Origin of the sequence: Novosphingobium sp. JCM 18896, assembly GCF_025938095.1 — a bacterium.
GTDB lineage: Bacteria > Pseudomonadota > Alphaproteobacteria > Sphingomonadales > Sphingomonadaceae > Novosphingobium.
Genome location: NZ_JAPCZF010000007.1, coordinates 104,659 through 129,235 on the forward strand (window position 1 = coordinate 104,659; position 24,577 = coordinate 129,235).

Consider the following 24,577-nt stretch of genomic DNA (forward strand, 5'->3'; position numbering starts at 1 on the left):
TTGTCTCGGCCTGTCTCGAAAAACCATGCTCCAGAACATTCGCTCCGTTGGCACCCTGCTTCTCGCCATCTTCATGCTGATGATGGGGAGTGGGTTCCTGGCCACGCTCGTGGCGCTGAGGCTCCAGGCCTCGGGCGCCGCCGCCTTTGCAGTGGGCATCGTCGCCATGGCCTATTTCGCCGGCCTCGCGATCGGTTCGATTCTGGCCTTCAGCGTCGTTGGCCGGGTCGGGCATATCCGCGCCTTTGCGGCTTTCGTCTCGTTGTTCTCGGCGACCTCGATCGCCTATGCCATCGCGCTGGATCCGGTGTTCTGGGCCTTGCTGCGCCTGGTCGACGGCCTTTGCATGGCCGGCGTCTTCGTTTGTCTCGAAAGCTGGCTCAACGAACGCGCCCGGCCCGAAAATCGCGGCGCCGTTCTCGCGCTCTACATGATCGCGCTCTACGCGGGCCAGGCGATCGGACAGTTCCTGCTGAACCTGGGTCATGCCTGGCCGTCGATGCCGTTCATCGCTGCCTCGATCCTGCTCTCGCTTGCCGTTTTGCCCGTGGCCCTGACGCGCATGCCGACGCCGCCGCTGCCGCAAGGGCGGGTCATGCGGCTCGGTCGGCTCTATGCCGCCTCGCCGCTCGGCGCCGTCGGCGCCGGCGCGACGGGCCTCATGCTCGGCGCCTTCTACGGCCTCGGCGCCGTCTTCTCGCGCGGCTCGGGCCTTACCGACGCGGGTACCGCCTTGTTCATGAGCGCGACGATCCTTGGCGGTGTTGCCCTGCAATGGCCGCTGGGGAAACTTTCCGACCGGCTGGATCGGCGAAAGGTGCTCGTGGCCTGCTTTGGCGCGAGCTTCGCTATCTGCCTTGCAATCGTTCTCGGTGCCCAGGGACGTGCCGAGTTGATGGCCGCGGGCGGACTTTTCGGCGGTATGTCCTTCGCGCTCTATCCGCTGTGTGTCGCTCATACCAACGATCACCTCGGTGCCGAGCAGCGGGTAAGCGCGACAGGCGGCCTCGTGCTCGTCTATGCCCTCGGCGCCGCCGCCGGACCGGTCCCGGCAGCGCTGTTCATGGACATTGGCGGGCCGCGCGGCCTGTTCCTGTTCATCGCTCTTTGCGCGGCGCTCGTCGTCGTCTTCGCCAGCTACCGCCTTGTCGTGGCCCCTCCCGTTCCCGGTGAGAGGCAGCGCCGCTTCCTGCCGCTGCCGCGTACGACGCCGCTGACCGCAAAGCTCGCGCCGAGCTCCCGCGAGGCGAGACGCTAGATGGAGCACGTCAACGAACTTGTCGCCGGCTGGCCGGTCTGGACGCAGGCTATCGCAGGCGCCGCCGCGCTGGTCCTCTTCGCGGTCTTGGCAAACATCCTCGTCAAACGCGTCATCCTGCGCCTGATCGATCGCGCCCTGGTCCGGCTCGGTCTCGAGACCGGTACCGCCTATCTCGATCCGGTCGCGCGGCGCCTCGCCAACGTCGTTCCCGCGATCGTGGTCGCGCGCGGGATTGCCTGGATCCCCCGACTCCCAGCCGATGCCATATCGTTCGGTCGCAACGTCGCCCATGCGGCCATCATCGTCGCCGTCGTTCTGGCGCTGAGCGCCGCGCTCGACGCCTTGAATGCCCTCTATCAGCGCCGCCCCCAGGCCGCGAGCCGTCCGATCAAGGGCTATCTCCAGGTCGCCAAGATCCTGCTGTTCGGCGCCGCGGCGATCCTCGTGGCGGCCCTGCTCATGGACCAGTCGCCGCTGCTCCTGCTTTCGGGGCTTGGCGCCATGGCGGCCGTGCTCATGCTGGTGTTCAAGGACACGATCCTTTCGCTCGTCGCTTCGGTTCAACTGACCTCGAACGATATGTTGCGCGTCGGCGACTGGATCGCTGCCCCGCAATTCGACGCCGACGGGGACGTCGTCGACATCGCGCTTCACACCGTGAAAGTGCAGAATTTCGACAGGACGATCACGACAATCCCCACGCATCGCCTCATTGCCGAACCGTTTCGCAACTGGCGCGGGATGAAGGAGACCGGCGCCCGCCGGATCATGCGGGCGCTCCTGCTCGACCAGACGAGCGTCGCTTTCCTGTCGGAGGATGCCGAGACCCAGCTCGCCCAGTTCCAGGCGCTTGGCATCTATCTGAAGGACAAGCGCGCGCAGATCGCTCGCTGGAATGCGGAACTCGACGACCGCGGTGAAGCCGCGATCAATCGCCGCGCGCTCACGAACATCGGTACGTTCCGCGCCTATGTCGACCACTACCTTGCCAGTCATCGGGGCTTGCGTTCCGACATGACGCGTATCGTGCGCCAACTTGCGCCGAGCCCCGAGGGCCTGCCGCTCGAGATCTACTGCTTCGCGGACACCTCCGATTGGGGCGCCTACGAGGCGATCCAGGCTGACATTTTCGATCATCTCCTCGCGATCCTGCCGCGGTTCGGCCTCCGTCTCTATCAGCGCCCCGGCGGCAGCGACTTTCGGCCGCGCGGCGGCTCAATTGCCGCCGAAAACTGGGAGGACAGCCAGCGAAACCAAGAGGGTGAGGAATTGCCCGTATGATTTCTCGAAGCGCAGCGCCGCTGCTGCCGTCATCGCGCGCGACTTTGCATCGCGCGATCGCGGCTTCCGCCCTCGGCAATGCCACCGAATGGTTCGACTATGGCATTTATGCCTATGGGGTGACCTACCTGTCGGGCGCGCTTTTTCCCGGCACGACCGAGAAAGCCACGCTCTTCGCGCTGGCAACTTTCGCGATATCGTTTCTCATCCGCCCTCTCGGCGGTCTTTTCTGGGGCCCTCTCGGCGACCGGTACGGTCGCAAGACGGTGCTGTCTCTGACGATCGTCATCATGTCAGCGGCAACACTCGCGATCGGCCTCGTCCCGTCCTACGCCTCGATCGGGTTCTGGTCTCCGGTCCTGCTCGTGCTGCTGAGGCTCGTCCAGGGTTTCTCGACCGGGGGAGAATATGGCGGAGCCGCCACCTTCATGGCGGAATATGCGCCCGACGAACGTCGCGGGTTCTACGGAAGCTTCCTCGAGGTCGGAACGCTCGCGGGCTTCTCGCTGGGCGCGCTGCTGATGCTTGGCTGCTCGATGGTCCTGGGCGAGCCCGAAATGCAGGCCTGGGGCTGGCGCCTGCCCTTCCTCGTCGCCGCCCCGCTCGGCCTTGCCGGCCTCTACCTGCGGTCGCGCATCGAGGACACGCCGGTATTTCGCGAAATCGAGGCGATCGGCGCTAAAGAGCGCGGGCACCTGCGCGAACTGCGCGATCTCCTGCGCCGGTTCCGCGCCCCGCTGATCGTGCTCGGCATGCTCGTCGTCGCGCTCAATGTCGTGAACTATACCCTACTGAGCTACATGCCGACCTATCTCCAGCTGCGGCTTGGCTTGACGCCCGAACAGGCGCTCTACGTGCCCATCGTCGGCATGCTTTTCATGATACCTTTCCTGCCGGCGGCAGGCGCCCTGTCCGATCGCTTCGGACGCAAGCCTCTCTGGTGGGCCTCGCTTGCCGGCCTTCTGGTGATGGCGATACCCGCCTACGAGCTGATGGCGACCGGTATTGCCGGCGCGGTCGGGGGGTTCGTCCTGCTGGGACTGCTCTACGTTCCCCAGCTCGCGACGATCTCCTCGACCTTTCCTGCAATGTTTCCGACACACGTCCGTTTCGCGGGCGTCGCGATTGCCTACAACGTCTCCACCTCGCTATTCGGTGGCACAGCCCCCGTCATCAATTCCTGGGCGATCGGTGAGACGGGCGACATTCTCATTCCCGCATATGCCATGATGGCGGCCTGCACCGTGGGCCTCGCGGCAATGCCCTTTCTCGTCGAGACAGCCGGTCAGTCGCTTCGCGGGATCGGCACGCCGGGGACGTGAACGGTTTGCCGCCCAAAGGCCCGCAGTCCAAGGCTGGCGATGGGGTAGCCGCGACGAGCGAGCAGATGCTTCGCGGCGCCGAGGCCACTTCTCCAACGGCAATGCCTTTCAATGCCTGGCGCTCGATCGCTCGTCGCGTCTGGCTCAATAGCGATCGCCATCATCTGGGGCTGATGTCGGCGGGCATCGCCTTTTACGCCTTTCTATCGTTCGTCCCGCTGCTGGGCGCCTTGGTCATGTCTTACGGAATCATCGCTGACCCGGAAGCGGTCGGACGGCACATGGCCTTCATGATCGAGGTTCTCCCGACCGACGCGGCCCGGCTGGTCAACGAACAGCTCGTGACGCTGCTCGTAACCGCCAGCAAGAAAAAGGGTATCGCGCTGATCGTCGCGATGATCATTTCGGTCTTCAGCGCGAGCCGGGCGGCAGGCGCGATGATCGAAGCGCTGAACGTCATATATGAAGAAAGGAACCGCCGCGGCCTCGTCCGCAACTGGCTCGTTGCGATGGCGCTGATCGTCGCCGCCGTCGCCATCGCGCTGACGGGCCTCGCCGCAGCGGCGCTTTTCGCATTTGCCGAGGCGGTCTTCACAAGCGCGGGCTCTTTCGTCGCGCCTCTTGCCCGAGCGCTGGCCTGGACCACGGCTGCCTTGTTATGTTGCCTCACCCTTGGCGCCATGTACCGCTTCGCGCCCGATCGATCCGACGCGCGCTGGCAGTGGCTGAGTGTGGGAGCCGCGATGGGCACCGGGCTGTGGCTCGTGGCGACGCTTCTGTTCGGTGTCTATGCGGCAAATTTCGGGAATTACGATGCCACTTACGGTTCACTTGGCGCGGTCGCGGTCCTGCTGATGTGGCTCTATGTTTCGGCTTACGCAGTGCTGGTCGGCGCGCTCGTCAATGCGGAGATCGAGCGACAGACCGCGCGCGATACGACGACGGGTTTGCCCCGTCCAATGGGGCGGCGCGGCGCCCACATGGCCGACATCAGTGCAGCGCTGGACGAAGCCGGCGCGAATGCCGACCTACGTCAGTAAAATTATTCAGCAATTAGTTCGGTATAGTTCGACTTCGTCGTGACCGATGTGATCTTCCGCGAACTCTAGACTACCAGGAAACGTACTTTCCAGACTGCAAAAACGACCAAATCAAGTTCTGCTCTTTATCGGCTTACGCGCCGATGTCCTGTCAGGCGCTCCAACTCAGCGGAAGCCGCCGCATTGTTGACAAGTCTGCTTTTAAGCGCCGGAAGGCGCGGCACCAAAAATCAGCGCTAGCGTTTCGACAAGGGCCTCCTTGTTGTAAGGCTTGGCCAGAAACTTAACCTGGGTGTGACCGGGCATTCCATTCGCATAGGACTCGCTGGGATATCCCGACGAAAGAATTACGGACAAGCTTGGGCGTGCTGCAATCGCTCTCTCCGCCAGGCTAGCGCCATCCATACCTCCCGGCATTCTAAGATCGGTGAACAGCAGGTCGATGTCGTCGCGCTCTTTCAAGATCATCAACGCATCCGCAGCGCGTGCGACGTCGAGAACCCGATAGCCCAAGCCATGCAACTGCCGGTAAACGTGTTGCCTGACCAGGTCATCGTCCTCGACGAGCAATATGCACTTGCCTCCCCCCTTATGCTCCTGCCGCCGCGGCGCTTCCGCTGTCTGGGTGTCCGGCTCTCCTCTTGGCAGATAGAGCGAAATCGTCGTCCCCTTCCCAAGGCACGTCTCGACATCGACGAAACCACCGGATTGCTGAACGAAACCGTAGACCATGCTGAGACCCAGTCCCGTGCCTCGTCCAACTTCCTTGGTCGTGAAAAAGGGGTCAAAAATTTTGTCGATGATTTCGTCCGGAATCCCCGTTCCGGAATCGCTAACGCGAATTGCGACATACTCGCCGGGCTTGGCATCCAGGCAGCGCCGGGCAAGCAGTTCGCCGACTATCGCGTTTTCGGCACAGAGGCGAAGAGAGCCGCCCCGGGGCATGGCATCGCGCGCATTCAGCGCAAGGTTGAGGATGGCGCTCTCGAGTTGTGCGGGATCGGCATTGAGAGACCAAAAGTCAGAGCCCGCTTCCAACGCGAAATCCAGTTCGCTGCCCAGCGCTCGCCGGATCAATGCCTCTAACCGGTCCAGCAGTTCGGCGACGTCGAACGTGCGTGGCGACAAGGTTTGCTGCCGCGAGAAGGCCAACATGCTGCTGGTTAACTCGGCTGCGCGTTCTGCTGAATGTCGGATCAAGTGGGCGACGTCCTGAAGCTCTGGGTCAGAAATCTGCTCGGTCAAGTCTTCGCTGCTGCCGATGATCACGGTCAGGATGTTGTTAAAGTCATGCGCTACACCTCCGGCAATTCGGCCAATCGCCTCTCTGCGCTGTGAATTGTGGAGTTGATGCTGAAGCGCCTGTGCGGTGCTCTCCGCGCTGATCGCATCCAGCGCTGCCCCCCACTGCGCGGCCATGCCCGAAAGCAGCGCGCGCGCCTCGCTGTCGAAGTAGCCCTCTTGACGTGTGTAGAGGACGAGTATCGCGCGAACACCTTCGCGCTGGTTGATCGGCAATGCGGCCGCGCCCCGCCATCCGAACGTGCCCGCCCGATCGTGCCATGGACCTGTCCTCTTGTCGCAACCAAAGTCGTCAACCCAGGCGGCTGTGCCCTCGCGATAGGCCCTGCCGAGCGGCCCCTGCCCTGTCACATCTGCCGAGCTAGTCGAGACCTCCAGCCCCTCAAGGTAACGAGCATCAGTTGCGCTGCCGAAACTGGTATAATGGACGATCCGATCTCCCGTCTCGTCGGGCACGCATACGCCGGCCAAGGCGATGTCGCCCTCCTCAACCAAAATTCTGCATATTTCATCGGCTATGTCGCGCATTGAGCGACGTTGCAGGATGGCATGGCTTGCGGCCGCAATCGCACTGAACAGCTTGCTGTGGCGCATTGATTTTATGGCATTTTGCATTGCCAGATCGATGTCCATCTCGATCCCGGTAATTCGCGTGGGCTCCCCGCTCTCCCCACGTTCGGAAACCATTCCACGTGCCAGAAACCACTTGTAGTTGCCGTCCTTGCAGCGGGCCCGGTATTCGAATTCTAGCTGGGCCGTTTCGCCTGCTATGTGACGGCGATATTCTTCGCTGACAAAGGTCCGATCATCGGGATGGGCAAGATCTGCGTCTTTGGGCAGCAGATCGCGCTCGCCATATCCGCGCATTTTTCGCCAAGTTGACGAAACTTCGAGATGCCGTTTGATCTGATCACGGTTCCATACCCCCAAGCCCGAACCGTCGATGGCCATGCGCCATCGCTCTTCCTGTAGGCGCGTCGTGGTGAGGGCATCCTGCAGTGCAGCCTCGCGCGCGATGTGCTTCGCGCGTCCGATAGCAAGCGGAATACTTGCCAAGACCGACACCGCCAGGAATAGCTCGACAAAAAACCCGACTTCAATCGGCGAGAATCCTGCTGCTGCGAGCCTGTGTGTGTAAGATCCAGGCATCGTCTGCAGGATCAGGCCTGTGCCATTGGTGACAAACGCGCCCCAGCCCGCCCCTTGGAGGCCATATCGCCAGGCCAACCACATCAGCGGCAGCATTATAAGGTAGGCGGCAAAGAACGCCGGCGGTCCAAAAAAGAAATAGGACGCGACAGCCAATGCTATGAGTATCGGATAGCCCGGCCAATCGAATTTGAAGCGCTGTGCATCTTGTTGCGCGGTGATCGCCAGCAGCGGCCAACCCAAGGCGAATGTGCTGAGCGCAACGCACGCGATCCAGATCAAAGGCTGGGCGGAAAACTCCCGCCCGTGGCGATTAGCGCTTGTGGCCGTCCGAGCGTGATGATCCCGCTCCCGACGACGGCAATCTTTGCAAGTCCGGTTAGACACGCCATGGCGGCAAAGGCCGTCAAATGGGAGATGTTGAGAAGGTCGAATTCGCGACAGAAACGTCGCAGGACGAAAGCACTGCCACCGTATTGCAGGGTGCTCGTGACACTCTGGAAAACCGCCCAATCCAGTGGCATCCCGGCAATCCAGTGACGAGCGGAAAGATCTCCAAGGACCGCGCTGAGGATTGCCAGCGGCCAAACCTGAGTTTTCGTCCGCAGCAAAACGGCAAGCGGTAAGCCATTGGCGAACCAGAAAATCGCGTGCGATGTCGGTTCTGCTGTGAAGCGGCTTTCGACCGCCATGGCAGCGAACATCGCAAATCCCAGTGCGACTGCGATCACCAAGGATCTCAGCAGCATAGCGTGATCCTCTCCGAGCCTCCCAAAATCTCACTCTGCGCTGAACATTCGCTTTGCGCAATTGTGACATCGGACCAGATAAGGGCGTCCGCTTCTGCCAACTGGTCGATACACGAAAGCGGCAGGAAGGTCCGCGTGTCCTGCTGCGGTCACTGCGGGGCAGTTCGCGACCAGACCCAGCCCATCGCCACTCCGCGATTATGCGATGAACGAACGGCGGGTTTCAAGGAGGCGTCTTGGACCGCCCTACGTCGGCAAGGTTGGCGGATGTCGCCTTATCTCGCGCCAACTCAATTGGCTGCTGCGAGATAGGCGGCACATGCTCGAGGCAATTCCCGGCGGAGGCGCGCAAGATCACCCTCTGCCGCGCCCGCCTCCATGACGACGCGTACAGATCCGCCAAGCAGGACAGCCACCATGAAGGCCGCAGATTCGGCATCGGCCAGATTTGTATCGGGTGCGGTAGCGATCAGTCCGCAGATGACCTCGATCATCCGCGACATGGCGAGCGCCATGTGCTCGCCAAGGTCGAACTCGGCGGCGATGGCATAGATCGCCCGTGACGAAACGATGTCGGCCGTCTTCGCGTCAAGCCATGCTGTGGCAAGCCCTTCGGCAAGGATCGCGAGGTCTGCACCTTGGAGCCGTTCGGTGGCTGCCATCATGGTGTCCATGATCGTTTCGAGCTGCCGCTCCACGATGGCGAACAGCAAGGCCTGTTTGTGCGGGTAGTACTGGTACATCGTGCCGACTGAGACGCCGGCCCGCTCGGCCACGCGCGTCGTCGTCAACTTGCCCACGCCGTCTGCCAGCAAAACCTGAATGGTCGCGGTGTGGATCGCCTCAATCGTCGCCGCGGATCGGGCCTGCCGGGGCGATTTCCGGGGTTGGAGAAGCGCGGGCAAGCGGCGGTTCATATGCGAATTCCGAAACTGAAGGATCATTCATATCTTGAGCCTGCAAGCACAGGTTTGCAAGGAGCCACATCATGAATACCGTTCTCATAACTGGTTGCTCGACCGGCTTCGGCCGTGAAGCGGCCATCCATTTCCTCGACCGCGGCTGGACCGTTGTCGCGACCATGCGTGATCCCGCCGCCAGCACTCTGCCGATTTCCGACCGGCTTCGCGTTCTACCGCTCGATGTCACCGACGCCGGCAGCATTGCCCTCGCCGTCTCGAAAGCGGGACCGATCGACGTACTGGTCAACAATGCGGGCATCGGTTGGCTCAATGCCCTCGAAGGTACGCCGATGACGGCAGTGCATGGCATCTTCGAGGCCAACCTATTCGGCGTGATCGCGACGATGCAGGCGGTCTTGCCGGGCATGCGCGATCGACGCTCCGGCGTTATCATCAACGTCAGTTCAAGCTCGACATACAAGCCGCTTCCGCTGCTTTCGGTCTATCGAGCCAGTAAGGCCGCGGTCACGGCGCTGACCGAGTCGGTCGCGCTCGAGCTTGCCGAGTTCGGCATTCGCGCCGCAGTGGTAGTGCCCGGCATGGCACCCTCCACCAATTTCGCCACCGACATCTTGGGACGAATCGCAAAGGGCGGTTGGTTTCCTGACGCCTATGAAGGCTTCGCGCGCCAGACGATGGCCATGATGGAACAGTCCGCAACTGGGGAGATTACGACGGCGCAGGACGTGGCTGAAGCAATCTTCCGCGCCGCGACCGACGCGGCGTGCCCGGTGGTCCTTCCGGCCGGTGCGGACGCGGTCAGTTGGTCAAAAGGCGACTGAGCAGCGATGCCCGGGAGCGAACGTCGACGATTGGATGTTCGCTCCCACGGGGCGAGAGTGCGACACGTAACGAACGACCGCTTTTGGAAAGTTCCCTGGACAGGCGAACGACCGCAAAGTCGGCAATCTCCGTCTATGATTTGGCCACAGTACGAAATCTGTCGCGCAGGCGCAGGGCAGCCGGCGAGAGTGAGCGATCACTGCGGCTATACATCATCAGGCGTATGATTGGTCCCTCATTGGCGGGTTCCAAGGGGAGACAGCACAGCAGCCCCGCTTCCAACTCCCGGACGGCGGTGGCGCGTGATGTCACCCAAATCGCATCGGTGTTCTGCGCGATCGAGGACAGACAATCTAGATCCTCGATCTCGAGCTGCGGCTTCTGCCGGAGTTGTGAAAGGCTGTGCAACTCGTCCAGGGGCTGCTCGGCGACAACCTGCTTGGTGATTATCCAGGGAAATTCATGAGGCTGCCGGCGCTCAGTCGGGTCGAGCAAAGGATGACCACGCCGCACGAGCTGATCACTCGTATAGACGCCGATCGGGCTGCGCTTGACTGGCGCCCCTTCGGGCACGAGCGCATCGGCGCAAAGGAGGAATTCGATCTCATCGAGGAGCAGCATCGACAGCAGCGTTTCCGAAGTGCGCACGAATGTCTTGATATGCAGCGTCGGATTGTCCGCGAGTTCCTGCGCCATTACCTGCGGCAAAAGAGCCTTTGCCGGCAAATGCCCCATCCCGAAAGTTACGCTGTCCTGTGACCCGCGGGCAGACTGCTGGACCGTGCGCTCGAACGCATTGGCCTCATCGACCAGTGCCGACGCACGCTTGGCCAGTTCCTTGCCCACCACCGTTAGGTGAACACCGCCCCGATTGCGATCGAACAGGCGAACTTGAATCGAATCCTCGAAGCGCTGGATGCTCCGTGACAGCGCCGATTGCGTGATCCCCAGTTCTTCCGCCGCATGGGTGAAACTCAAGTGCCTCGCCAGAGCCACGAGATGCCGCGCAGCGCGAATATCGATATTCCACTGAGTCATAAGTTCTCCCCCAGCCGGAATTTGACACCGGCCATGCACAGTGTCGACAATCAATCCATCAGGAGCCGGCAGGAATATATCGGCCATGTCATGAGGGGAGAGTTGCGACACCGCCAGTTTGCGCGTGGGTAGGGAAATTCCGCAGATTCTGGACTATTCCGTCATCGCGATCGGTCTCGCGGCGCGAACCTACCGTGCTCTGCCTGCTCGCTTTTCCGGCAAACGAACCACCCAGCGGTGCCGCGCTGCGGGCCAGGCGACGCTCGCCATCATTGTACCAATAGGGAATGCAACGGACCCGGGGCTTCGCCGGTGCCCAACCGAGGATCGGACAAGCGTATGACGGTCAAACAGCTTCGTGGCATCGGCTTGGCTGGGGCTCTGGTGATGACAGTCGGGGCAAGCCAGGCGCAGGCGCAGACTTCGCCCCCGGCCACGACGCCGATCGCCAACCCGCCGGGCTGGGCCGAGCTTGTCGGCACGCTGGGCGATCTGCCGGCACGCATGCTGGCCAAGCTGACGCCCGAGCAACGGGCCGATCCGCAGATCCAGCAGGAGGTCGTCCGCTTCGCCCTTTCAGCGCTTGCCCATGCGACGCTCGACGCGCTGGGGCAGGATGGCGACCATCCGGTGTTCATGCCCGCGATCGGCCAGGTCATCAGCATCGGCCAGCCCAATGCCGATACGGTCTACCGCACGGCGAAGATCACGCCGGGCGGTAGCTATCGCCTGCGTGGCAAGCGTGGATCGGTGCGCATGGCGCGCGTCGCGCAAGTCGCGCCGCGGCCCCGCGACAAGGTCGACGCCAACGGCATGGCTGTGCTCGGCCCGCCGCGGATCGTGTTCGACATCAATGCGCTGCAAGTCGACGCCCAAGGCAATTTCGACGTGATAGCCAGCCCCGTTCGACCAGCGGGCTATACCGGCGATTGGTGGCAGCTCCAGCCCGATACCAATGCCCTGATGATGCGCTGGGTCGCCTCCGACTGGGGGAAGGAAATCGATCCGACGATCTCGATCGAGCGCGTCGACGGGCCGATCGTGCGCCCCCGCCCGCCTGCTGCCCTGCTCGAACAGCGACTACGCGCGATGCCCGGAGACATCACCTTCAGCGCGATGATGTTCCTCGACCATGTCGCCCGGCTGCGCGAGCAGGGTGTCGTCAACACGCTCAAGGTCTTCGATCTCGCGCTCGCGGGCGGTCTCGCCGGCCAGTTCTACTATGAGGGTGCCTATGACCTGAAGCCCGACGAAGCGCTGATCGTCGAGGCCAAGGTGCCGACAAAGTGCGCCTATCACTCGGTCATCCTGACCAACGAGCTTTACGAGACGACCGACTGGTACAACAACCAATCCACGCTCAACGACGCGCAATCCCGGACCGATCCCGACGGCATTCTGCGCGTAGTGATCTCGGCCAAGGATCCCGGCGTGGCCAACTGGGTCGACACCTCGGGCTATCCGACCGGAGTCATCCAGGGCCGCTGGACCGAATGCGACAGCCAGCCCGTGCCAACCGTGCGCAAGGTCAAGGTTGACCAGGTTGCGCGGTCACTGCCGTCAACCACGCCCAGGGTGACCCCGGAGGAGCGGGAGCGGATCATCCGCGACCGCCGCAGCGCGCTCCAGCAGCGTCCGCTGTGGTGAACCGACAAGCCATCAATCCGAAAATTGGGGGATTACCGATGACAAGACCGACGATCAGGCTGCTGGCCGCCACCACACTCTTCGCGCTATCCGCGACGCCGGCGCTCGCACAGGGCCCCGCCGATGACGACGCCGGCGCGATCATCGTCACCGCGCGCCGCACCGAAGAGCGTCTGCAGGACGTGCCGATCTCGATCACGGTGTTCAACCAGCAACAGCTCAACGATCGCAACATCACCAATGCCGGCGACCTCGGCAAGTTCACCCCGTCGCTGACTACGAACAGCCGCTTCGGCAGCGAGAACAGCTTCTTTTCGCTGCGCGGTTTCACCCAGGAGATCCAGAACTCGCCGACCGTGGGCGTCTACTTCGGCGAAGTCGTCGCGGCGCGCGCGGCGGGCGGCACCACCGGCGGCAATGGCGCCGGTCCGGGTTCGTTCTTCGACCTGCAAAACGTCCAAGTGCTCAAGGGCCCACAGGGCACGCTGTTCGGTCGCAACACCACGGGCGGCGCCGTGCTGCTGGTGCCGCAAAAGCCAACTGACAATCTCGAAGGCTATGTCGAGGGATCGATCGGCAACTACGGCTTGCTGCGCGGCCAGGCGGTTCTCAACATCCCGCTGGCCGATACCTTCAAGGTCCGCCTCGGCGTCGATCGCCAAAAGCGGGACGGCTATCTGAAGAACGTCTCGGGCATCGGCGTCAAGGATTACAACGACATCGACTATTTCGCCGCCCGCTTGTCGATCCTCGCTGAACTGACGCCCGACCTCGAGAACTACGTGATCGCGTCCTACATGCGCAGCGACACCAACGGCTCGTTCTCCAAGATCGTCAGCCAGGACAACGCCAGCCGCGACCCCTGCACCAGCGCGGCCGTACGCGCGGCCTTCCCCACGGTCTGCCCGGTCGACCTGCGCGCCGCACAGATCGCCGCAACCTCGGGCAATTTCTGGAACGTCTCGGGCGGCCGCCCGGATGCGCGCCAGCTGATCGAGCAGTGGCAGGTCATCAACACCACGACCTGGACCGCCAGCGACACCCTGACGATCAAGAACATCGTCTCCTACGCCGAATACCGCCAGCGCTCGCGCGGGGACATCTTCGGCGAGAACGGGTTCCAGAGCGGCGCGACTGTCGGCTATCACCCGGCCGGCGCGAACAACGTGCCGGGCACCAACAACATCGGCCAGTCGACCTTCACCGAGGAACTCCAGCTCCAAGGCAAACCGAGCGACAACCTGTCGTATCAGGTCGGCGGCTACCTTGAGGTCGCCGATCCGCTCCAGGGCTTCCAGACGACGATCGGTGCCAGCGGCATCGCCTGCTCCGACATCGTCGCCAAGCTTTGCGCCGACATCACCGGCCGCGGCTTCGAGCAATTATCGCAGAGCAAGTACCACTTCCGCAACCTGGGCCTCTATGCCCAAGGAACCTTGAAGTTCGCGCCGACGCTGAGCTTGACCGCGGGCTTCCGCTACACCTCCGACGTCCAGTCGGGCCTGGGTCAGGTGCTCAAGTACACCTTCCCTGCCGGCTCGACCCCGTCGGCGCCCAGCGGCGTCGCCTGCTCGCAGCCGACCGGCGTGGTCATCGGCGGCACCTCGGCCCAGATCGCCGCCGATCCATCGCGCTGCAACTTCTCGCGGCGCGTCTCGTCGAATCGGCCGACCTGGCTGGTCGACCTCGACTGGAAGCCGAACGACGACGTGCTGGTTTATGCCAAATATGCGCGCGGCTATCGCCAGGGCGGCGTCAACGTAACCAGCTACGGCCTGGAGACCTGGGGACCCGAGAAGCTCGATCTCTACGAGATCGGCGCGAAGACCAGCTTCGACGGCGCGGTGCGCGGCACCTTCAACATCGCTGCCTTCTACAACGATTTCGCGAGCCAGCAGATCGCGATCAATACGCTGCCCTGCAGTCTGCTACCGCCGGCCCAGCAGCCCGCCTCCTGCGTCGGTGCCCCGGCCGTCTCGGCGGCACAGGGCATCGCCAGCGGCGCAACCTCGACGATCAAGGGCGTGGAAGTCGATGCCTCGATTTCCCCGTTCGCGGGCTTCCGTGTCGACGTGGGCTATGCCTACCTCGATACCAAGCTCAAGAGTTTCCCGGACCTGTCGAACGTGCCGCCGGGCTTCGCCCAGTTGCTGCCCGCCGCGACGGTTGGGGGCGTGCTGGCCATGACGCCCAAGAACAAGGTGACGGTGACGGGCAGCTATACCGTGCCGCTTCCCGAGACCCTTGGTCGGATGACACTGTCGGCGACCTACACCTATCAAAGCTCGATGTTCGGCAACAGCTCGTCGCTGCCGAGCCGGCAAACGATAGCACCGCAAAACCTCGTCAATGCCAACCTCAACTGGTCAAGCGTGGCCGGCAGTCCGGTTGATCTCTCGTTCTTCATCACCAACCTGACCAACGAGAAATACTACACCTACTATATCGGCTCGTCATTCGGATGGGAGGCGGGCATCCCCAACGAGCCGCGGATGTATGGGGTTCGCGTCAAGTATCGCTTCGGCGACTGAGCGTGATGACATCGAGGGGAGATAGCCCAATGGCTCGAAGGTTGCGTAACACCTTGCTGGCGGCGACCGCGTCCTGGTCGCTCGCCTGGTCTCCCCTCGCCGCAGAGACGGGCTACCCCCCGGCGCCCGCGCCGCCGCCAGGCGCGCCCAACGTGCTGGTGATCATGACCGACGACGTCGGCTTCGCCGCCTCGAGCGCGCTGGGCGGCGGGATTCCGACGCCGAACCTCGATCGGCTCGCGGCGAACGGGCTGACCTACAACAACTTCCACACCACCGGCCTCTGCTCGCCAACGCGCGCCGCCCTGCTCACGGGTCGCAACCATCATGCCGTCGGCTTCGGCAGCGTCGCCGACTTGGCGCGCGGCGAGCCCGGCTATAATTCGATCATTCCCAAGAGCGCGGGCACCGTCGCGCAAGTGCTCTCGGCCGCGGGATACGACACCGCCTGGCTCGGCAAGCACCACAATGTCCCCACCTGGCAAAGCGGCAGCCTGGGCCCATTCGACCAGTGGGCCAGCGGCCTGGGCTTCCAGTATTTCTATGGATTTCACGGTGGCTGGACCGACCAGTATGCGCCGCAATTGATCGAAAATACGCGCATGGTCGATCCGCCGGCTAAGGGCGATGGGACCGAGAAAGGTTACATCCTCGATCGCGACCTCGCGGATCATGCTCTGGCCTGGTTGCAGACCCAGCGGGTCCAGCATCCGCACGCACCGTTCCTCATGTACTATGCGCCGGGCACCGCCCACGCGCCGCTGCAGGCCCCCGCCGAATGGATCGCGAAGTTCAAGGGCCGGTTCGACCAGGGCTGGGATGCCTATCGCGAGGCCGCTTTCGCGCGGCAGAAGCGCATGGGCATCATCCCGCACGAAGCCAGACTCTCGCCGCTGCCCGAGGGCATCCGCCCCTGGGCTCAGCTCTCGTCCGACGAGAAGGCGATCGCGGCGCGCTACATGGAAGTCTACGCGGCGATGATGGCCTATTGCGACGCGCAGATCGGCCGCGTGCTCGACGACCTGAAAGCCTCGGGCCAGCTCGACAACACCTTGGTGGTCTTCGTCGAAGGCGACAACGGCGCCTCGGGCGAAGGCGGCGAACTGGGCTCGTTCAACTATATGACCCGCGTGTCGATGAGCGCCGGCCGCGACGAGGAGATCGCCTGGTCGCTTGCCCATCTCGACCAGATCGGCGGACCGCACAGCAATTCGGTAGGGCCGGTCGGTTGGGCCGCGGCCATGAACACGCCACTGCCCTACTACAAGACCGTCGCCTCGCGGCTCGGCGGCGTACGCAACGGCATGGTCGTCTCCTGGCCGGCGAAGCTCACGGCGCGCGGCGTGCGCCAACAGTTCGCCGACGTGACCGACGTGATGCCGACGATCCTGGAGGCGACCGGCATCGCCGCACCAGCTTCACTTGGCGGCGTGACGCAGCAGCCGTTCGACGGCGTAAGCTTCGCCTACAGCTTCACCCAGCCGCAGGCACGCTCGCGCCACCGCACCCAATATTTCGAGGTCTTCGGCAATGCCGCGATCTATCACGACGGCTGGATGCTGGCCGAGCGGGTGAAGACGGATCCTCGCCTGGGCGCGGCCCAGCCCGACGCGGCACTGCCCTGGCAGCTCTTCGACCTGAGCCGGGACTTCTCGCAGGCGGAAGATGTCGCCGCCGCCCATCCTGACAGGGTAGCCGAGCTCAGCGCGCTGTGGCAGGCCGAAGCCAGGCGCAATCAAGTGCTCCCGATGGCGGCGAGCAATCTCGCCTCGATGCTTCCCGGCGCCCGGCCCGAACCTTTGTCCGAACCCGGACGCTACGTATTCCGCGCGACGCCCGACCGCTATCCTGAAGGCGTGTTCCCCGCTCTGAGCAACCGCAATTGGTCGATCGACGCGAACATCAACGTGCATGCGGGAAGCGAAGGCGTGCTTGCGACCCAAGGCGGACGGATGTCCGGGTGGGCGCTGACCATGCTCAAGGGCGTCCCCACCTTCCTCTACCGTACCAGCGACCGCGACACCGCGCTGTTCCGCCTGGCCGCGCCGCAAGCGCTGCCACCAGGCCGGCACAAGATCACGATCGCTTTCACGGTCGACGGCCCCGGTTTCGGCAAGGGCGGCCGCTTCGTGCTGCGCATCGATGGGGAACCGGCTGCCGAAGGCCGCGTCGAACGCACCGCGCCGTTCAAGTTCGCGCCCGAGGACGCAACGATCGGCCGTGACACGGGCTCGCCCGTCAGCGACGACTATGAGGTGCCTTTCACCTATACGGGCACGATCGACGCCGTGGCACTGCAACTCGGCCCGGTCCAGCCGCCAGGGACGCCTGAAAAGAGATAGCAGAATGATTTCGCTGGCGCTGCATGGTGCATCGGCTGGGCCGCTCCCACAGTGACCGCGTCGAGATTATCCTGGCACGAGATGACTCGCGCGAACGATCGAGAACTCCGCCGCTATCAGCGCGCTCACCAGCACAGGCGAACGGCTGCTCTGTCGGCGGAAATCTCCCGCCACATCGGCGGGCGTAGCGAGGGGACCTTTTGGCGCCCTTGACCCGGGTCGCTATGGCCAAGGCACCATAGCATTCAGCAGCACTCTGTTCCGAGACCTAGGCCTTCGCGCTTGGCGAACATCGCGGCGATCCGCTCGGGACCCCGCCAGCCCTCGGCAAGGCCCGGTCATTCCAAGACGGCAGCATAGATCAGGTGCGTGACGGGTCGCAGTGGTCCTGCAAGTTCGGCACAGGCGGCCGGATCGGAAAGATCGACGCTCGCATGATCAAAGCGGACGACCTGCGTCACCAGGGGACGCCGTCGCGACAGCACCGTCACGCTTCAGCCGGGCATCCTTGCGAAATGCTTGGTCGCCGCCGCGCCGATGACGCCGCTGCCCTCTCGACGAGAAGATGCATGCCCAAGCGCGACCACCCTAATAGAATGATTCTGATGCAATTCTTATTGCTCAGACTTTCGCGCTTTGGCAAGTTCGGCTTGGAGGATCTTGCCGCCATGCTCTATCCCTCACGCGAGCACCTGCCCGATCACGTGGCGCCGGCGCTGGTGGTCGACTATGACACCTTCGTTGTCGATGCACCCGACGGGGACTTCGCCGCCGCCATGGTCCGTCTGCGCGATTCCGGCGTGCCCGGGCTGTTCTGGACGCAGCGCAACGGCGGCCACTGGGTCGCCACGGGCGATGGCCAGGTGCGCCGCATTCTCGAGGATGCGGAGACGTTCTCGAGCCGTGCCATGCGCGTGCCCAAATCGGCCAATCCGGTGCCGCCGATCATTCCGCTGATGCTCGATCCGCCCGATCACCACAAGTACCGGCGGCTGATCGGACCGGCGATGACGCCCAGCAAGGTCCAGCGGCTAGAGGATAGCGCGCGTATCCTCTCGATCGGCCTGATCGAGGCCCTCGAACCGCAGGGCCACTGCGAATTCATCGGCGATTTCGCGCAGCAGATGCCGATCGCGATCTTCATGGGCATGCTCGATCTGCCGCCCGAGGATCGCGGGCACATCATGGGCATCGTCGACCGCATCATTCGGCCCGACGTGCCCGAGACACGCATGCGCGGTTTCGAGGAACTGGCCGGCTACACCATGGTCAAGGTCCGCGAGCGCCGCGCGGTGCCGGGCGAGGACCTGGTCAGCCAGCTCGCGCTCGCGAGGATCGACGGCGAACTTCTAGACGATGCTCCGCTGCAGGGACTCATGAGCGTACTGCTGCTCGCCGGGCTCGATACCGTCGCAGGCATGCTCGGCTTCATCGTGCGTTTCCTCGCAACGAGCCCCCGTCACCGCCGCCAGCTTCGCGAGGAACCGGCGTTGGTCAATTCGGCGATCGAGGAATTCCTGCGGCGCATGGCGATGGTCAATCTCACCCGCGAGGTCGAGCGGGACACCGAGCTTGGCGGCGTGACGCTCAAGCGCGGCGATCTCATCGTCGTCCCCACGCCGCTGGGCAATTTCCCGCAGGACGGGCAGGACTGGCTCGCGGTCGATTTCCAGCGGCCGCGCATCGCCCACGCCACCTTCGGCGCGGGGCCGCATTTCTGCCTCGGCGCGATGCTCGCCCGTGCGGAAATCCGCATCTTCCTCGAAGAATGGCTGGCCCGCATTCCCGACTTCGCCATTGCCGAAGGCGCTTCGCTCAAAGTCCAGGTCGGCGCCGCCGCGATGATCCCATGCCTTCCGCTGGTCTGGCCGGCCGCGGCCAAATAGCATACAGCTATTGCAATTAACCTCCGCCCGCCCCTAACGTGTGACAGCATGTAACACATTGGCGCCAAGCCGAGTCGAGCCGGGAGAAATGCGATGGAAATCCGTATCCTCATCAAGGGTGGCACCGTGGTCGATGGCTCGGGTGCGCCGGCCTATGCCGCCGACGTTCGCATCGCCGGCGGCCGGATCGTCGAGATCGGCCGCGATCTGGCGGCGGGCACCGGCGAACGCGTGTTCGACGCCGCGGGCTGCTACGTCACACCCGGTCTGATCGAGACGCATAACCACTGGGACGGCGGCGTCTGGTGGTCGCCTAACCTCGATCCACTGCCCGCCTATGGCGCGACGACCTCGATCAACGGCAATTGCGGCTTCTCGATGGCCCCGGCCCCCGCCAGCGACGAGGGCCGCCAGAACGTGATCGACATCTTCAACTACTTCGAGGACATTCCCGAAGAGCCGATGCGCTCGATCGTCCCCTGGGACTGGAGCAAATGGAGCGAATACAAGGCCTCGATGGAGGCCAAGGTCCGCCTGCCGCTGAACTTCTGCTCGTTCTGCGGCCACATCCCGATGCGGCTTTCGGTAATGGGCCAGGATGCCTGGACGCGCACTGCAACGCCCGACGAGATCGCCCGGATGTGCGCGCTGCTCGACGATGCGCTCGCGGCCGGCGCCATGGGCCTGTCTTCCAACTTCCTCGATTTCGACAAGTACGAGCGCCCCCTGCCCTCGCAACTCGCCGATGATGCCGAACTCGAGGCGCTGATGGAGGTGGTCGCACGCTATCCGGGCGCGACGATCCAGGTCATCCTCGACTACTTCATGCGCCACACGGCCAACGACAATCTCGAGCGCTTCGGAAAGCTCGCGAAGAAGACCGGCGTCCGCCTGCAGTGGGCCGGCATGCCCTCGCTCGAATACATGAAGCCGCAACTCGCACGGGCCGAGGAACTGCACGCGCAGTTCAAGGCCGAGGGTCTGCCGATCTACACCAGCTTCAACGTGCTCTCGCCCACCTCGGTGATCAATTTCGGCCGCACGCTGGTCTTCGGGCAGAACGGCAACCCGGTCTGGCAGGAACTGGTCAACACGCCCGGCTGGGACGCCAAGGTCGCCCTGCTCAATGACCCGGAATGGCGCGACCGCGCGCGGGATGCCTGGGAGAACCAGTTCCCGCATTCCTACCTGCACCACCCCGACGCGCTGTTCCTGCGCGAAAGCGAGTCCGGCTACGGCCCGATCGGCGTGACCCTGGCCGACTACATGGCGCAAACCGGCATCAACCACGCCTCCGACGCGATGGCGCAGTGGGTGCTCAACAACGGCCAGGAATCGGTGATCCTCAAGAAGTCCTGGGAGAAGAACGAGGAGATCCTCGAAAAGCTGCTCGTCGACACCCACTCGCTCGCCAACGTCAGCGACGCCGGCGCGCACGGCAAGCTGTTCTGCGGCGCAGGCTACAACGTGTTCCTGTTGACCGACTATGTCCGCGACCGCGGCATCATCTCGATCGAGCAGGGCGTGCACATGCTGACCTGGCGGCTCGCCGAATTCTTCGGACTGCACGATCGCGGGCTGATCGAAGTCGGCAAGGCGGCGGACATCACCGTGTTCAACTTGGACGAGATCGAGATGCGGCCCGAGAAGAAGACCTGGGACGTCTGGGACGGCACCGGCGGACGTACCTATCGCTACACGCGCGATCCGGCGCCAATGCGCCTGACCCTGGTCAACGGCGAGCCGACTTTCGACCGCGGCGAGTTCACCGGCCGCTATCCGGGCCGGTTCGTCGGCCCCGAGACGTCCGAAGAACTGGCGATCGCCGCCGAATGACCGGCGCCGCCCTCGCCCTGCCCGCCGGGCTGCTCGCGTTCCAGAGCCGCCGCAAGGAGGATACGCGCGGCCGGCTGCTGGCCGCCGCGGCGACGGCCTTCTGCGAGCGCGGCTACGTGCCGGTGTCGATCGAGGAGATCGCGCTGGCGGCAGGCGTCAGCCGGATGACCTTCTACCGCCACTTCGGCGGCAAGGCCGAAATCGCGACCGAGCTTTTCCGGTTGAACGCGCAAGCCCACCTGCCGATGATCGCGGCGATCGGCAGCCGCGACTTCCGCGATCTCGAGACGGTACGCGACTGGATCGCCGGGATCTTCGCGGTCGACCGCGAACAGCGCGCGATCCTGCAGGCGTTCATCCAGGCGAACGTGATCGAAGCCGGCTTCGCCGAGGAAGGCCACGCCTTCATCGACGACAGCATCTCCGCGCTCGGCAAGGACATTCCGGCCTTCGCGCTCGATCCGCACGCGCCAGCGGATCGCCGCCGCTATGTCGAGGCCTCGCTGCTGCTCTACGAACTGTTCGACCAGAGCAACCACGCCGCGCGCAATCTGGGCGTGGCGGCAGACTTTCTCATCGTCGAAGTTCTCGCCGACCGCTTCGTCGCCTTCGTCGCGAAATAACTTCTGCTGCCCACGCGGGCGGCCATTGCTGGAGGTTGCATGGAACTTGGTCGTCTGGGAGTCTGGTGCGCCACGGATGGGCTGTCATCGGCGCAGGTCGCGCATTTGGCCAGGACCGTCGAGGCGCTGGGCTATGGCGCGCTCTGGCAGCCCGAAAGCTTCGGCCGCGACGTGACCGTGCTGTCGTCCTGGCTGCTCGCCAATACTTCCAGCCTGATCGTCGCCAGCGGCATCGCCAGCATCTACGCACGCGACGCGCAGTCGGCCCGCGCGGTCCAGCAGGGACTGGCCGAACAGTCGGATGGGCGGTTCCTGCTCGGCCTCGGCGTCTCGCACGCGCCGGCCGTCGAACGAATGCGCGGACATGCATACGGCAAACCGATCGCGGCGATGCGGGCCTATCTCGAAGCCATGGCGCGATCGCTCTACATGGCCCCGCCGCCGGCAGCGACGCCGCCGCTGGTGATCGCAGCGCTCGGCCCGCGCATGCTCGAATTGGCGGCCGAGATGACCGACGGCGCGCATACCTACAACGTCACCCCCGAGCACACCGCCGATGCGCGACAGCGCCTCGGCCCCGATAAGCTGCTCTGCGTCGAACAGATGGTGGTGCTCGAAACCGACGTGGCGAAGGCCCGTGCGACCGCGCGCGCCACGCTTGGCATGTATCTGAACCTGCCGAACTACCGCGCCAACTGGCAGCGCCTCGGGTTCAGCGACGCCGACTTGGACGATGGGGGATCGGACCGGCTGATCGATGCCACGGTCGCCTGGGGCGATCTCGACGCGCTGCGCGACCGAGTACGCTCGCACTGGCAGGCAGGCGCCGATCACGTCTGCATCCAGCCGCTGTCAAACGCCGGCTTCGGCACCTTCGACGACGCCGCCCTAGGACAGCTCGCGCCAAACGGCTGGCAGGAGCCATAGAGTGAGCCGGATCGTCAGGATCGGCGCCGCCACCGCCTTCTTCAACGACAGCCGCATGGGCATCGCCCAACTGCTCGAGAAGGCCGACAAGCTCGACTACATCATATTCGATTTCCTTGCGGAATCGGTCATGGGCGGGCTGGGCCGCGGCATGGCCCAAGGCACCGGCCTAGGATTCGCGGCCGATTTCGCCGACGACTATATCCTGCCGCACCTCCAGACCCTGCTCGACCGGAACATTCGCATCGTCGCCAATGCCGGCGGGCTCGATCCCGCAGCCTGCGCCGAAGCTCTGCGCCGCCGCGCCGAGGCATTGGGGCTGTGCCCGCGCATCGGCGTTGTCGCTGGCGACAATCTCACGGCGAACCTGAATGCCCATATCGACGCCGATACGTGCGACATGTTCGATGGCTCGTCGGTGCTGGAAAAGGTCGAACGCGCCGACCGCGTCGACAGTCTCGTCGCCTATACCGGCGCCTTCCCGATCGCGGCCGCATTGGGCGCCGGCGGAGACATCGTCATCACCGGCCGCGCGGTCGACAGCGCGTTGGCGCTGGGGCCACTAATCCAGGAATTCGGCTGGGGGCCGGACGATTTCGACCTGCTCGCCGCGGGAACGCTGGCCGGACACCTGCTCGAATGCTCGGCGCAGGTCACCGGCGGCACCTTCACCGACTGGCGCGACGTACCCGACTGGGCGGGGATCGGCATGCCGATCGGCGAGTGCGCCGCTGACGGCAGTCTGGTCATCACCAAGCCTGAGGGCACCGGCGGTCTGGTTTCGGTCGGAACGGTGTCCGAACAGTTGCTCTACGAAGTCAGCGATCCGCAGCGCTATGTCGTGGCCGACGTGGTCTGCGATTTCACCGCGGTCACGTTGAAGCAGATCGGCCCCGATCGCGTCGCGGTCAAAGGTGCCCGCGGACTGGGCCGGAGCGGGACCTACAAGGCCAGCCTGACTTACGACAGCGGATGGCGAGCGGCGGCGCTCATCCCGATCATAGGCCTCGAAGCCGACGCCAAGGCGGAGAGGATCGGCGCGGAACTGTTCCGCCGCGTCGACACCATGTTGCGCCAGAGCCAGTTACCGCCGCTCACGCGAACGCGCTGCGACGTTATCGGCGGCAGCGGTGAGGGAGCGACGACCGCCCTGTGCCGGATTGTGGCTGATCATCCGGACCGCGAAGGCGCGCAACTGCTTGTACGCGAACAGGCCTCGGCGATCAGCCACATGTCCGTCGGCACTACATTGGGACTCGGCGCCTCGGTCCGCCCGGTCCAATGGATCAGCGGGTTTCTCCTCCCCAAGTCAGCCCTGTCGCTGACCGTTACGCTCGATGGAGCCCCCATTTCGTTCCGGCGGGAGGATGCTGACGCGGGGCACCACGCACGAAGCAAGGCGCCGGCCTTGCCGGTACCGGCTGATGATGCCGATCCGCTGCGCGTTGTGCCGCTAGTCCGGCTGGCCTGGGCACGGAGCGGCGACAAAGGCAACCTGTTCAACGTCGCGGTGATCGCACGGCAATCCGAATATCTGCCCTACATCGCGGCCGCGCTCACACCAGCAACGGTGGGCGAACACTACGGCCGAGCACTCGGCTATCCCGGTGCGCTTAGCGTCGAAAGCTTCAGCGTGCCGGGATTGTCCGCGCTGAACTTCGTCGTGCGGAATGCAATGGACGGCGGCGTCCTGGCCTCGACCTATGTGGACCCCGTCGCCAAGGGCATGGCACAACTACTTCTGGAGATGGATATTCCGATCAGCGCAGAATTGCTGCAAAGGTCATACGAAACGTGAAGTTATGAACCGAGGGCAGCTTCCGACGAGCCTTAGCGCCCATCTCAAGACCGTTCAGTCGGCGGCCCCAGCCTTACTTCTCTTCCCTATGGCATGCAGC

The 24,577-nt window shown here is 64.1% G+C and carries 18 protein-coding genes; 13 read left to right on the forward strand and 5 right to left on the reverse strand.

Annotation, left to right across the window (positions count from 1 at the left end):
• Positions 1 to 25: 25 nt before the first annotated feature.
• The 4 genes from OLX23_RS21400 (at position 26) to OLX23_RS21415 (ending at position 4,904) form a co-directional block, all read left to right on the forward strand.
• Positions 26 to 1,258, forward strand: coding sequence for an MFS transporter (locus tag OLX23_RS21400; protein ID WP_264447203.1), 1,233 nt, complete (start codon positions 26 to 28; stop codon positions 1,256 to 1,258).
• Positions 1,259 to 2,542 carry a mechanosensitive ion channel family protein gene (locus OLX23_RS21405; RefSeq protein ID WP_264447204.1) on the forward strand — a complete coding sequence of 428 codons (1,284 nt, stop codon included), beginning with the start codon at positions 1,259 to 1,261 and terminating at the stop codon, positions 2,540 to 2,542.
• Complete coding sequence (locus OLX23_RS21410) at positions 2,539 to 3,864, forward strand: MFS transporter (RefSeq protein ID WP_264447205.1); 1,326 nt, start codon at positions 2,539 to 2,541, stop codon at positions 3,862 to 3,864. The genes OLX23_RS21405 and OLX23_RS21410 overlap by 4 nt, the downstream gene beginning before the upstream one ends.
• A gap of 65 nt (positions 3,865 to 3,929) precedes the next feature.
• Positions 3,930 to 4,904 (forward strand): YihY/virulence factor BrkB family protein, encoded by a 975-nt coding sequence (locus OLX23_RS21415; RefSeq protein ID WP_264447207.1) that lies wholly within the window; start codon positions 3,930 to 3,932, stop codon positions 4,902 to 4,904.
• Positions 4,905 to 5,105: 201 nt separating this feature from the next.
• Here the strand turns inward: OLX23_RS21415 and OLX23_RS21420 are convergent, their stop codons facing one another.
• From OLX23_RS21420 to OLX23_RS21430, 3 genes are all read right to left on the reverse strand, one after another.
• Entirely contained in the window at positions 5,106 to 7,598 is a 2,493-nt protein-coding gene (locus OLX23_RS21420; protein ID WP_264447209.1) for an ATP-binding protein, read from the reverse strand.
• Between the two features lie 35 nt (positions 7,599 to 7,633).
• Complete coding sequence (locus tag OLX23_RS21425) at positions 7,634 to 8,104, reverse strand: MASE1 domain-containing protein (protein ID WP_264447210.1); 471 nt, start codon at positions 8,102 to 8,104, stop codon at positions 7,634 to 7,636.
• 290 nt (positions 8,105 to 8,394) lie between these two features.
• Positions 8,395 to 9,048: a TetR/AcrR family transcriptional regulator gene (locus OLX23_RS21430; RefSeq protein WP_264447212.1), complete on the reverse strand. Its 654-nt coding sequence runs from the start codon at positions 9,046 to 9,048 to the stop codon at positions 8,395 to 8,397.
• A 44-nt stretch (positions 9,049 to 9,092) separates the two neighbouring features.
• On the opposite strand from OLX23_RS21430, the gene OLX23_RS21435 reads away from it, so the two are divergent.
• A complete protein-coding gene (locus OLX23_RS21435; protein ID WP_264447213.1) occupies positions 9,093 to 9,848 on the forward strand; it encodes an SDR family oxidoreductase in 756 nt (251 codons plus the stop codon).
• Positions 9,849 to 9,981: 133 nt separating this feature from the next.
• Here OLX23_RS21435 and OLX23_RS21440 read toward each other — a convergent pair whose 3' ends face one another.
• Entirely contained in the window at positions 9,982 to 10,887 is a 906-nt protein-coding gene (locus OLX23_RS21440; protein WP_264447215.1) for a LysR family transcriptional regulator, read from the reverse strand.
• Positions 10,888 to 11,274: 387 nt separating this feature from the next.
• On the opposite strand from OLX23_RS21440, the gene OLX23_RS21445 reads away from it, so the two are divergent.
• The 3 genes from OLX23_RS21445 to OLX23_RS21455 are packed head-to-tail and all read left to right on the forward strand — an operon-like array spanning position 11,275 to position 17,407.
• Complete coding sequence (locus OLX23_RS21445) at positions 11,275 to 12,534, forward strand: hypothetical protein (protein ID WP_264447217.1); 1,260 nt, start codon at positions 11,275 to 11,277, stop codon at positions 12,532 to 12,534.
• Between the two features lie 38 nt (positions 12,535 to 12,572).
• Positions 12,573 to 15,065 carry a TonB-dependent receptor gene (locus OLX23_RS21450; protein ID WP_264447219.1) on the forward strand — a complete coding sequence of 831 codons (2,493 nt, stop codon included), beginning with the start codon at positions 12,573 to 12,575 and terminating at the stop codon, positions 15,063 to 15,065.
• Between the two features lie 29 nt (positions 15,066 to 15,094).
• The gene (locus OLX23_RS21455) at positions 15,095 to 17,407 is read left to right on the forward strand and encodes an arylsulfatase (protein WP_264447220.1); all 2,313 of its coding nucleotides are present in this window, start codon (positions 15,095 to 15,097) and stop codon (positions 17,405 to 17,407) included.
• 338 nt (positions 17,408 to 17,745) lie between these two features.
• Here the strand turns inward: OLX23_RS21455 and OLX23_RS21460 are convergent, their stop codons facing one another.
• Positions 17,746 to 17,868 carry a hypothetical protein gene (locus OLX23_RS21460; protein WP_264447222.1) on the reverse strand — a complete coding sequence of 41 codons (123 nt, stop codon included), beginning with the start codon at positions 17,866 to 17,868 and terminating at the stop codon, positions 17,746 to 17,748.
• A 207-nt stretch (positions 17,869 to 18,075) separates the two neighbouring features.
• Between OLX23_RS21460 and OLX23_RS21465 the strand changes: the two genes are divergently transcribed.
• From OLX23_RS21465 to OLX23_RS21485, 5 genes are all read left to right on the forward strand, one after another.
• Positions 18,076 to 19,293 carry a cytochrome P450 gene (locus tag OLX23_RS21465; RefSeq protein ID WP_264447223.1) on the forward strand — a complete coding sequence of 406 codons (1,218 nt, stop codon included), beginning with the start codon at positions 18,076 to 18,078 and terminating at the stop codon, positions 19,291 to 19,293.
• A 93-nt stretch (positions 19,294 to 19,386) separates the two neighbouring features.
• Positions 19,387 to 21,129: an N-acyl-D-amino-acid deacylase family protein gene (locus OLX23_RS21470; protein ID WP_264447224.1), complete on the forward strand. Its 1,743-nt coding sequence runs from the start codon at positions 19,387 to 19,389 to the stop codon at positions 21,127 to 21,129.
• Positions 21,126 to 21,752 (forward strand): TetR/AcrR family transcriptional regulator, encoded by a 627-nt coding sequence (locus tag OLX23_RS21475; RefSeq protein ID WP_264447225.1) that lies wholly within the window; start codon positions 21,126 to 21,128, stop codon positions 21,750 to 21,752. Before OLX23_RS21470 ends, OLX23_RS21475 begins: the two co-directional genes overlap by 4 nt.
• A 39-nt stretch (positions 21,753 to 21,791) precedes the next feature.
• Entirely contained in the window at positions 21,792 to 22,679 is an 888-nt protein-coding gene (locus OLX23_RS21480) for a TIGR03620 family F420-dependent LLM class oxidoreductase (RefSeq protein ID WP_264447227.1), read from the forward strand.
• A gap of 1 nt (position 22,680) precedes the next feature.
• Positions 22,681 to 24,477, forward strand: a complete 1,797-nt coding sequence (locus tag OLX23_RS21485; protein WP_264447229.1) for an acyclic terpene utilization AtuA family protein — start codon at positions 22,681 to 22,683, stop codon at positions 24,475 to 24,477.
• Positions 24,478 to 24,577 lie beyond the last annotated feature (100 nt).

Bases quoted from the DNA above. Each gene is read 5' to 3' on its own strand.
- OLX23_RS21430 (WP_264447212.1), bottom strand. From the start codon at position 9,048: ATGATCCTTCAGTTTCGGAATTCGCATATGAACCGCCGCTTGCCCGCG.
- OLX23_RS21445 (WP_264447217.1), top strand. From the start codon at position 11,275: ATGACAGTCGGGGCAAGCCAGGCGCAGGCGCAGACTTCGCCCCCGGCC.
- OLX23_RS21450 (WP_264447219.1), top strand. From the start codon at position 12,573: ATGACAAGACCGACGATCAGGCTGCTGGCCGCCACCACACTCTTCGCG.
- OLX23_RS21400 (WP_264447203.1), top strand. From the start codon at position 26: ATGCTCCAGAACATTCGCTCCGTTGGCACCCTGCTTCTCGCCATCTTC.
- OLX23_RS21425 (WP_264447210.1), bottom strand. From the start codon at position 8,104: ATGCTGCTGAGATCCTTGGTGATCGCAGTCGCACTGGGATTTGCGATG.
- OLX23_RS21455 (WP_264447220.1), top strand. From the start codon at position 15,095: ATGGCTCGAAGGTTGCGTAACACCTTGCTGGCGGCGACCGCGTCCTGG.
- OLX23_RS21480 (WP_264447227.1), top strand. From the start codon at position 21,792: ATGGAACTTGGTCGTCTGGGAGTCTGGTGCGCCACGGATGGGCTGTCA.
- OLX23_RS21440 (WP_264447215.1), bottom strand. From the start codon at position 10,887: ATGACTCAGTGGAATATCGATATTCGCGCTGCGCGGCATCTCGTGGCT.
- OLX23_RS21435 (WP_264447213.1), top strand. From the start codon at position 9,093: ATGAATACCGTTCTCATAACTGGTTGCTCGACCGGCTTCGGCCGTGAA.
- OLX23_RS21475 (WP_264447225.1), top strand. From the start codon at position 21,126: ATGACCGGCGCCGCCCTCGCCCTGCCCGCCGGGCTGCTCGCGTTCCAG.
- OLX23_RS21465 (WP_264447223.1), top strand. From the start codon at position 18,076: ATGCTCTATCCCTCACGCGAGCACCTGCCCGATCACGTGGCGCCGGCG.
- OLX23_RS21405 (WP_264447204.1), top strand. From the start codon at position 1,259: ATGGAGCACGTCAACGAACTTGTCGCCGGCTGGCCGGTCTGGACGCAG.
- OLX23_RS21410 (WP_264447205.1), top strand. From the start codon at position 2,539: ATGATTTCTCGAAGCGCAGCGCCGCTGCTGCCGTCATCGCGCGCGACT.
- OLX23_RS21470 (WP_264447224.1), top strand. From the start codon at position 19,387: ATGGAAATCCGTATCCTCATCAAGGGTGGCACCGTGGTCGATGGCTCG.
- OLX23_RS21415 (WP_264447207.1), top strand. From the start codon at position 3,930: ATGCTTCGCGGCGCCGAGGCCACTTCTCCAACGGCAATGCCTTTCAAT.